The sequence below is a fragment of the Actinotalea ferrariae CF5-4 genome (assembly GCF_000603945.1).
Taxonomy (GTDB): Bacteria; Actinomycetota; Actinomycetes; order Actinomycetales; family Cellulomonadaceae; genus Actinotalea; species Actinotalea ferrariae.
Window position 1 is genome coordinate 1 of record NZ_AXCW01000071.1, and the last position, 8,625, is coordinate 8,625.

Below are 8,625 nucleotides of genomic sequence, written 5' to 3' on the forward strand. Positions count from 1 at the left end.
CCCGTCGCTCGCGATCGAGGCGCGATCTGTCGGACGCGCGCCCGGACGCCGGCGGCGACGCGGCCCGGCGACCACGGTGGGCCCGGCCGTCGGGCGCTAGCCTGGGGCGTTCGCCGCCCGTCCCGCCCGCGCGAGCCACGCGCGGGCCGTACACGACCAGGAGCTCACCGTGGCCGCCACGCCGTCCCGCCTCGACGCCATCACCAACCTCGCCAAGCGCCGCGGGTTCGTGTTCCCCTCGGGCGAGATCTACGGCGGGACGCGCTCCGCCTGGGACTACGGACCGCTGGGCGTCGAGCTCAAGGAGAACATCAAGCGGCAGTGGTGGAAGGCGATGGTCACCGGCCGGGAGGACATCGTCGGCCTGGACTCCTCGGTCATCCTGCCGCGGCAGGTCTGGGTCGCCTCCGGTCACGTCGGCGTCTTCACCGACCCGCTGACGGAGTGCCTCAGCTGCCACAAGCGGTTCCGCGAGGACCAGCTCATCGAGGAGTTCGAGGAGAAGAAGGGCCGTTCGGTCGAGAACGGCCTCGCGGACATCCCGTGCCCGAACTGCGGCACGCGCGGTCAGTGGACCGAGCCGCGCGACTTCAACATGATGCTCAAGACGTACCTCGGCCCGGTGGAGGACGAGTCCGGGCTGCACTACCTGCGGCCCGAGACCGCGCAGGGCATCTTCGTGAACTTCGCGAACGTCATGTCCACGGCCCGCCGCAAGCCCCCCTTCGGCATCGGTCAGATCGGCAAGTCGTTCCGGAACGAGATCACGCCGGGCAACTTCATCTTCCGCACCCGCGAGTTCGAGCAGATGGAGATGGAGTTCTTCGTCGAGCCGGGGACCGACGCCGAGTGGCACCAGTACTGGATCGACACGCGGACCGACTGGTACGTCGACCTGGGGATCGCGCGGGACAACCTGCGCCTGTACGAGCACCCGCAGGAGAAGCTCTCGCACTACTCCACGCGGACGGTCGACATCGAGTACCGCTTCGGGTTCAGCGGCTCGGAGTGGGGCGAGCTCGAGGGCATCGCGAACCGCACGGACTTCGACCTGAGGACCCACGGCGAGCACTCCGGCCAGGACCTGTCCTACTTCGACCAGGCGAAGAACGAGCGCTGGGTGCCGTACGTCATCGAGCCGGCAGCCGGCCTGACGCGGTCGCTCATGGCGTTCCTCATCGAGGCCTACGCGGAGGACGAGGCGCCCAACACCAAGGGCGGCGTGGACAAGCGCACGGTCCTGCGCCTGGACCCGCGCCTGGCCCCGGTCAAGGCCGCGGTCCTGCCGCTGTCCCGCCACGAGGACCTGTCGCCCGTCGCGCGGGACCTCGCCGCGGAGCTGCGCCGGTACTGGAACGTCGAGTTCGACGACGCCGGGGCGATCGGTCGCCGGTACCGCCGCCAGGACGAGATCGGCACGCCGTACTGCATCACGGTCGACTTCGACAGCCTCGAGGACCAGGCCGTGACGATCCGCTCGCGCGACACGATGACCCAGGAGCGCGTCGGCCTGAGCCAGGTCACCGCCTACCTCGGTACGGGGCTCGTCGGGGCGTGAGCCCGGAGGCCGACGGCGACGGCGCGCTCGCGCACGGCGGTCACCTCCACGGGGACCCGCCGCGCGCGAGCACGCGCGTGCGGTGGGTCCTCGCCCTGTGCCTCCTGCCGGTCGTGGTGCTCACCGTCGTGGGCCTGGTCACCCTGTGGCCGACGGCGGACCAGCGCCCGGACCGCATCCCCACCGCCGCCGAGGGCTCGTCGTACGTGCAGGCCGACGTGCTGCGCGTGCTGCCGGAGGCGCGGCTGCTGGAGGTGGACGTCGAGGGCAGCGGCTTCGCGCTCGCGCAGGTCCCCCCGGAGGCGCTCGCCGCGGGCGTCGCCGAGGGGGACCGGGTCCTGCTGCTGACCATCCGGTCGGAGGAGGTGCCGCTCGTCTGGGTCGACTTCGTGCGGGACGCGCCCCTCGGCCTGCTGGCGGTCGCCTACGCGCTGCTCGTCGTCCTCGTGGCGCGCTGGCGGGGGATCGCCGCGATCGTCGGCCTGGTCGTCTCGCTCGGGCTCATCGCCCTGTTCACCCTGCCCGCGCTGCTCGCCGGGCAGCCGCCCCTCCTCGTCGCGCTCGTCACGGCCTCCGCGGCGCTCTTCGCGACCCTCTACCTGGCCCACGGCCTCAACGCCCGGACGACGACCGCGCTGCTGGGCACCGTGCTCGGTGTCGCCCTCACCGCGGTGCTCGCCTCCTGGTCGACCCGCGCCGCGTCGCTCACCGGCCTGACCAGCGAGGACGCCCTGCTCCTACCCGGTCTGGCGCCCGACGTGGACATGCGCGGGGTGGTGCTCTGCGGGATCATCCTCGCCGGCCTCGGCGTGCTCAACGACGTGACGATCACCCAGGCCTCGGCCGTCTGGGAGCTGCGCGCGATCGCCCCGGGCCTCGGGCGGTGGGAGCTGTTCCGGCGCGGCATGCGCATCGGCCGGGACCACATCGCCTCGACCGTCTACACGATCGCCTTCGCCTACGTCGGCGCGGCGCTGCCGATCATGCTGCTCATCAGCCTGTACGACCAGCCGCTGACCCGGACGCTCACCGCCGGCGAGATCGCGGAGGAGGTGGTCCGCACGCTCGTCGGGTCCATCGGCCTCGTCGCCGCGATCCCGCTCACCACGGCCCTGGCCGCCCTGGTCGTCACCGCGGGCGCGGTCGCGACCGAGCCGGTCAGGCGACGTGGGCGTGCGCCGCGCCCTCCCGTCGCACCTGCCGGACCGGCAGACGCGTGACGACGACGGCGGCGATCGCCGTCGTCAGCGGGATGGCCAGGACCAGCCCGATCGAGCCGACGAGCGTGCGCGCGATCTCCTGCGCGAACTCCCCGCTGCCGACCGTCAGCGCCCACGGCAGCTGGTAGACCTCGAGCAGGAGCAGCACCGGCAGGGCGGCTCCCGCGTAGGCGAAGGCGATGGTGTAGACGGTCGAGGCGATGTGGTCCCGTCCGATGCGCATCCCGCCGCGGAACAGCGACCGCGGGGCGGCGCCCGGGTCCGCGGCGCGCAGCTCCCACACGGCCGACGCCTGGGTGATCGTCACGTCGTTGAGCACGCCGAGCCCGGCCAGGACGACCCCGCAGAGGAACAGCCCGCGCAGCTGGGACCCGTCGAGCTGGCCGGTCAGCTGGGCCAGGCGGTACTCCTCCTCGGTCGTGACGCCGCTGAGCCGGGCCGCGGACGCGGCGAGCACCCCGAGCCCGGCGGTGACGCCGAGCCCCGCGAAGGTGCCCAGCAGCGCCGTCGTCGTGCGCAGGGAGAAGCCGTGGGCGAGGTACAGGACGACGAACATGATCGCGGCGCTCCCGGTGAGGCCGACGGCGAGGGGGTCCCGTCCCTCCAGCAGCGCGGGGAGCACGAACACGGCCACGACGCCGAACGCGATGGCGAGGCCGACGATCGCGCGCAGCCCCCGCAGGCCGGCCACGGCCACCACGACGACGGCGAACGCGGCGGCCAGGACCCCGAGCGGCGCGGTCCGTGCGACGTCGTGGAAGGCCCACGCCTCCGGCTCGGTCGGGGTGGCGAGGTACCGTTCGAGCACGACCCGCGTCCCCGGGGGCAGGTCGGCCGACGTGAGCGCCGGCAGCGACCACACCTCGACCTCGGTCCCCGCGGCCTCGCCGTCCAGGACACGGGCCACGACGCTGACGCACCGGACCTGCTCGGGCACCGTCCCGTCGGGGAGGCGGTCCTCGCTCGTCCCGCCGCAGGACTCCTCCCGCGTGCCGACCACCTCGGCGGAGGGGTACTCCGCGTCGACCACGACGATCCCGGTCTCCGGGCGCTCACCGGAGGGCCACAGCAGGACCAGGCCGAGCACGGTGAGCAGGGCCGCGGGCAGGAGCAGGGCGGCGAGGACGACGGCGGGGCGGCGGCCGGGCGCCTCGCGGGGGTCGTCGTGGGGGACCGACGCGTCCCGGTGCGGTGCCGTCGAGGAGGACATCCGCCGATGATGGCAGGGGCATGGGGGACAATCGTGCGGTGCCCACCACGACCACCCCCCGGACCGGCGCGCCCGCCGACGGCGCGGCCGCGACCGGTGCCGTCCTCCCGCCCCTGCGCATCGGCCCGCTGACGGTCGAGACCCCCGTCGTCCTCGCGCCGATGGCCGGGGTGACGAACCGTGCGTTCCGCCGGCTGTGCCGCGAGCACGGGGCCGGGCTGTACGTCGCCGAGATGGTGACGTCCCGCGCCCTGGTGGAGCGCACGCCGGAGTCGATGCGGATCATCCGGCACGACGCCGACGAGCGACCGCGCTCGGTCCAGGTGTACGGGGTCGACCCCGCGACCGTGGGGGCGGCCGTCCGGCTGCTCGCCGAGGAGGACCGCGCCGACCACGTCGACCTCAACTTCGGCTGCCCCGTCCCGAAGGTCACGCGCCGCGGCGGTGGCGCGGTCCTGCCGTGGAAGCGGGACCTCTTCGCCGGGATCGTCCGGGCGGCGGTCGAGGCGGCGAGCCCCCACGGTGTGCCCGTCACCGTCAAGATGCGCAAGGGCATCGACGAGGACCACCTCACCTACCTGGAGGCCGGCCTCGTCGCGCAGGACCTCGGGGTCGCCGCCGTCGCCCTGCACGCCCGCACCGCCGCCGACTACTACTCCGGCACGGCGGACTGGGACGCCATCACGCGCCTCAAGGAGACGGTCACCGACGTGCCCGTCCTGGGCAACGGCGACATCTGGTCCGCGGAGGACGCGCTGGAGATGGTCCGCCGCACGGGCTGCGACGGCGTCGTCGTCGGTCGCGGGTGCCAGGGCCGGCCCTGGCTCTTCGCCGACCTCGCGGCGGCCTTCCACGGGTCCGACGCGCGCGTCCGGCCGGGCCTGGCGGAGGTGGCCGCGGTCGTCCGCCGCCACGGCGAGCTGATGGTCGAGGAGTTCGGCGAGGAGGGCAAGGCGATGCGCGAGATGCGCAAGCACATGGCCTGGTACCTCAAGGGCTACGTCGTCGGCGGCGCCCTGCGCGCCCGGCTCGGCCTGGTGGAGTCCCTCGCGCAGCTGGACGACCTGCTCGCCGAGCTCGACCTGGACCAGCCGTACCCGGGCGAGGCGGCCGAGGGGCAGCGGGGACGGGCCGGGTCCCCCAAGCGGCCGGCGCTGCCCGAGGGGTGGCTCGACTCCCGGGAGCTGAGCGACGGCTTCCGGCAGGCGCTCGCGGAGGCCGAGCTCAGCGTCTCCGGCGGCTGAGCGGCAGGTCCGGCCCGCCGACGCGCATGGTGTCGGTAGCCTGCGGGCGGCCCTCATCCCGGACGATCGGTGGTCCCGCCGTGCCGCACGACCCTCTCCCGTCCCACGCCCGGCGCCGCACCGCCCGGGCGCTCGGCGCCGTCGTCGTCGGGGGGCTGGCGCTCGCCGGCTGCACGGCCGCGGGTGACGCGCCGGACGCGACCGGGGTGCCCGAGCAGACCACGCCCGCGCCGGTGCCGGAGCCGGCCGGCCCGGGCACGGGGGTCCAGCTCTTCCAGTGGACGTGGGCGTCCATCGGGCGCGAGTGCGGGGAGTTCCTCGGGCCCGCGGGCTACGACTGGGTGCTCACCTCGCCACCCCAGGAGCACGTCCTGGGGGAGCCCTGGTGGACCGCCTACCAGCCCGTGTCCTACCGCCTGGAGTCGCGGCTCGGCACGCGGGACGAGTTCGCCGCCATGGTCGCCGCGTGCGACGAGGCGGGTGTCGCGGTCGTCGCGGACGCGGTGATCAACCACATGACCGGCCAGGACGAGCCGGGGGTGGGCTGGGCGGGCAGCCCCTACGAGCACTACGAGTACCCCGGCCTGTACTCCGACGCCGAGGGCGACTTCCACCACTGCGGGCTGGCCGCCGGGGACGACATCGCGCAGTACCGCTCGGCGGGCCAGGTGCAGCAGTGCGAGCTGGTCAACCTCGCCGACCTCGCCACGGGCACGGACCGGGTGCGGGAGCGCATCGGGGCCTACCTCGCGGACCTCGTGTCCCTCGGCGTCGCCGGGTTCCGCATCGACGCCGCCAAGCACATGCCGGCGGAGGACGTCGGGGCGGTCCTGGCCGGTCTGCCCGAGGACGTGTGGGCCTTCCAGGAGGTGATCGGCGCCACGGAGGAGCCCATCCGCCCGGAGGACTACCTGCCCAACGGCCTCGTGACGGACTTCTTCTACGGCCGCGAGCTGGCCGCCCTCGTCGGCGGCGGCTCGCTGGACCGCGTGCTGGAGTACCCCCAGTCCTCGACGGCGCTGCCGTCGGAGCAGGCCGTCGTCTTCGTGGAGAACCACGACACGGAGCGCAACGGCTCGACCCTCAGCTACAAGGACGACGCCGACTACCTGCAGGCCGTCGTCATGCTCCTCGCCGCCGACTACGGCACGCCGGTGGTGTACTCGGGCTACGCCTTCCGCACGCGGGACGCCGGTCCCGTGCAGGACCCGGACGGCGCGGTCCAGGACGTCCGGTGCGCAGCGGCGCCGCCCGCCTGGGGCGAGGCGCCGCAGGACCCGCCCGGGACCTGGCTGTGCCAGCACCGGTGGACGCCCGTGGCGGGGCTCGTGGGCTGGCGCGCGGAGGTCGGCGCCGCACCCGTGACGGACCTGTGGGTCGGACGCCGTGCCGTGGCGTTCGGCCGGGGTGACCGCGGCTTCGTCGTCGTGAACGGGAACGCGGCCGCGATGGCGGAGACGCTCACCACCTCCCTCCCGCCGGGCACCTACTGCGACGTGGTCTCCGGTGCCCTCGTGGACGGGGCGTGCACGGGGGAGGAGCTCACCGTCGCCGACGACGGCACGGTGGAGGTCGCCCTGGACGGGGACTCCGCGCTGGCGTTGCACGCCGGGGCCCGCGCCGACGGCTGAGCGCCGCGCGGGTGACGTGTCGGACGGCGCCACCCGGTCCTGGTCGGCGCGGTCCTGGTCGCGCCACGCCGCGCCGCCCTAGGGTCGTGCCATGGTGCGCGGGCGGGGCCACGTCAGCGAGGGCGACGTCGACGTCGTGCTCGACGAGGGCACCGACGACGGCCTCGACGGGGGGCCGTCGGCCGGGTCGGCGCCCGGCGAGGGGACCGGACCCGCTCGCCGGGTGTCGCGACGTCGGGCCGCCGTGGGCGCCGCGACGACCGCCCTGCTCGTCGTGACCGCGTCGACCGGCGTCCAGGCCTGGCAGGACCGCGCCGACCGCGCCGCGCTCGCCGCGGTCCCGGGCGTGATGCCGCGGGCCGACGTCGCCCCGGAGGAGGTCTGGTCCCTGCCGGGCGGCTTCGTCCAGGAGGCGAGCGACAGCGTGCTGCTCGTGCACGGCCTGGACGGCGGGGGTGTCACCGCGGCCGTCGACGCAGCCACCGGCGAGGTGCTGTGGCGCACCGTCGACGCGTCCCGCGACGCGGGGTGGGGCGGCTGCCGGTTCGTGCGCGAGGACGCGTTCCCCTGGTTCTGGGGCGTCGGGACGGCGGAGCCCGCGCAGGAGGTCCTCTGCACCGCCACGGACATCCGGGCCGACCGGCCGGTCACCACGACGCTCCAGGTCCGCGACGCCCGCACCGGCACGGTCCGGGCGGAGCGGACGGTGCCGACCGAGGCCCAGTTCGTCGAGACGGTCGACGGGGACGTCCTGCACGCGGGGTACGACGCCGCCGGCAGGTTGGAGGTCGTCCGGTGGGAGCCGGGTGCGGACGCGGACCGCTGGCGCTGGCGCGCCGACGAGGTCGCCTCCGCCGGTGAGCGGGGCTTCGGGATGCTGGTCACGGAGGGCGGCGTCGTGGTCCAGACCGGCGACGCGGTGACGACGCTGTCGCTCGAGGACGGCTCGGAGGTGCCGGAGGCCTCGACCGAGCAGGCCGTGCTCCGGGTGGCGGACCTGGTCGACGGGGCCGGGATCGACGTCGTCCTGTCCTTCACCGGGCCGGCGACCACCGTGGTGACGGAGCGCGACGGCTCCCTGCGGCTGGAGGTCGAGGCGTGGTTCGCGGGCCCCCGGGTGCTCGACCCCCGCACGCCGGCGCTGCTGCTGGTGGAGGACGACGGGGTCCTGGTGGCGCACGACGTGCGGGACGGCCGGGAGCTCTGGCGGGGGCGGACCGGACGGGCCGGGGAGGCGGGCACCGGCCCGACGGACCCCGGCGCCCCGCTCGTGCAGGTCGAGCACCGGCTGGTGCTCGCGACGCAGGGACGCCTGGAGGTGGTCGACGTCCGGGACGGGACGTCCCTGTGGGTGGCGGAGGGCCTGGACGTGACGACCGGGGCGGCCGTGACGGACGGCCGCTCCGTCGTGGTCCCCGCTCGGGTCCGCGGAGCCGTCCTCGGCCCGGACGCGCTCGTCGCTCTCGACCTGCGCGACGGCAGCGAGGTCTGGCGCGTGCCCCTGCCCGGCCCCGCGGACGGTCTGCAGGTCGTGGGGGACGTGCTCGTCGTGCAGGGCGTCGGGGGGCTCGTCGGCCTCCGCCCCTGAGCCGCGGGCGGTGCGTGCCCGGCTCTCAGGCGCCCCGCAGGGGTGCGCCGTACGCTCGCAGCATGCGTCGGCGGCTGCGCGACGCCGGCCGGACCGCCGACGTCGAGGTGGTGCTCGTCGAGGACGGGCCGCCGCGCCCTGCTGCCGCCGGCCGGACCGGCGCACCTCCCCCTG

6 protein-coding genes are annotated in these 8,625 nt (G+C 75.2%); 5 read left to right on the plus strand and 1 reads right to left on the minus strand.

Annotated elements, in window-relative coordinates; translation table 11 throughout:
- The first annotated feature begins 169 nt into the window (after window positions 1-169).
- Both N866_RS08480 and N866_RS08485 read left to right on the plus strand, forming a co-directional pair.
- The gene (locus N866_RS08480) at window positions 170-1,558 is read left to right on the plus strand and encodes a glycine--tRNA ligase (RefSeq protein ID WP_034225265.1); all 1,389 of its coding nucleotides are present in this window, start codon (window positions 170-172) and stop codon (window positions 1,556-1,558) included.
- Window positions 1,555-2,778: a YibE/F family protein gene (locus N866_RS08485; RefSeq protein WP_052022636.1), complete on the plus strand. Its 1,224-nt coding sequence runs from the start codon at window positions 1,555-1,557 to the stop codon at window positions 2,776-2,778. The genes N866_RS08480 and N866_RS08485 overlap by 4 nt, the downstream gene beginning before the upstream one ends.
- Here N866_RS08485 and N866_RS08490 read toward each other — a convergent pair.
- Window positions 2,717-3,988: a YibE/F family protein gene (locus N866_RS08490; RefSeq protein WP_052022638.1), complete on the minus strand. Its 1,272-nt coding sequence runs from the start codon at window positions 3,986-3,988 to the stop codon at window positions 2,717-2,719. The genes N866_RS08485 and N866_RS08490 overlap by 62 nt on opposite strands.
- Window positions 3,989-4,149: 161 nt before the next feature.
- Between N866_RS08490 and dusB the strand changes: the two genes are divergently transcribed.
- The 3 genes from dusB (at window position 4,150) to N866_RS08505 (ending at window position 8,451) form a co-directional block, all read left to right on the plus strand.
- Window positions 4,150-5,232: a tRNA dihydrouridine synthase DusB gene (gene dusB / locus N866_RS08495; RefSeq protein ID WP_245612451.1), complete on the plus strand. Its 1,083-nt coding sequence runs from the start codon at window positions 4,150-4,152 to the stop codon at window positions 5,230-5,232.
- An 80-nt stretch (window positions 5,233-5,312) separates the two neighbouring features.
- Entirely contained in the window at window positions 5,313-6,863 is a 1,551-nt protein-coding gene (locus tag N866_RS08500; RefSeq protein WP_034225267.1) for an alpha-amylase, read from the plus strand.
- A gap of 91 nt (window positions 6,864-6,954) precedes the next feature.
- On the plus strand, window positions 6,955-8,451 hold the full coding sequence (locus tag N866_RS08505) for an outer membrane protein assembly factor BamB family protein (protein WP_034225268.1): 1,497 nt from the start codon (window positions 6,955-6,957) through the stop codon (window positions 8,449-8,451).
- The last annotated feature ends 174 nt before the right edge of the window (window positions 8,452-8,625 follow it).

Coding starts and splice junctions, on each gene's coding strand:
- N866_RS08505 (WP_034225268.1), top strand. CDS start 6,955: ATGGTGCGCGGGCGGGGCCACGTCAGCGAGGGCGACGTCGACGTCGTG.
- dusB (WP_245612451.1), top strand. CDS start 4,150: ATGGCCGGGGTGACGAACCGTGCGTTCCGCCGGCTGTGCCGCGAGCAC.
- N866_RS08490 (WP_052022638.1), bottom strand. CDS start 3,988: ATGTCCTCCTCGACGGCACCGCACCGGGACGCGTCGGTCCCCCACGAC.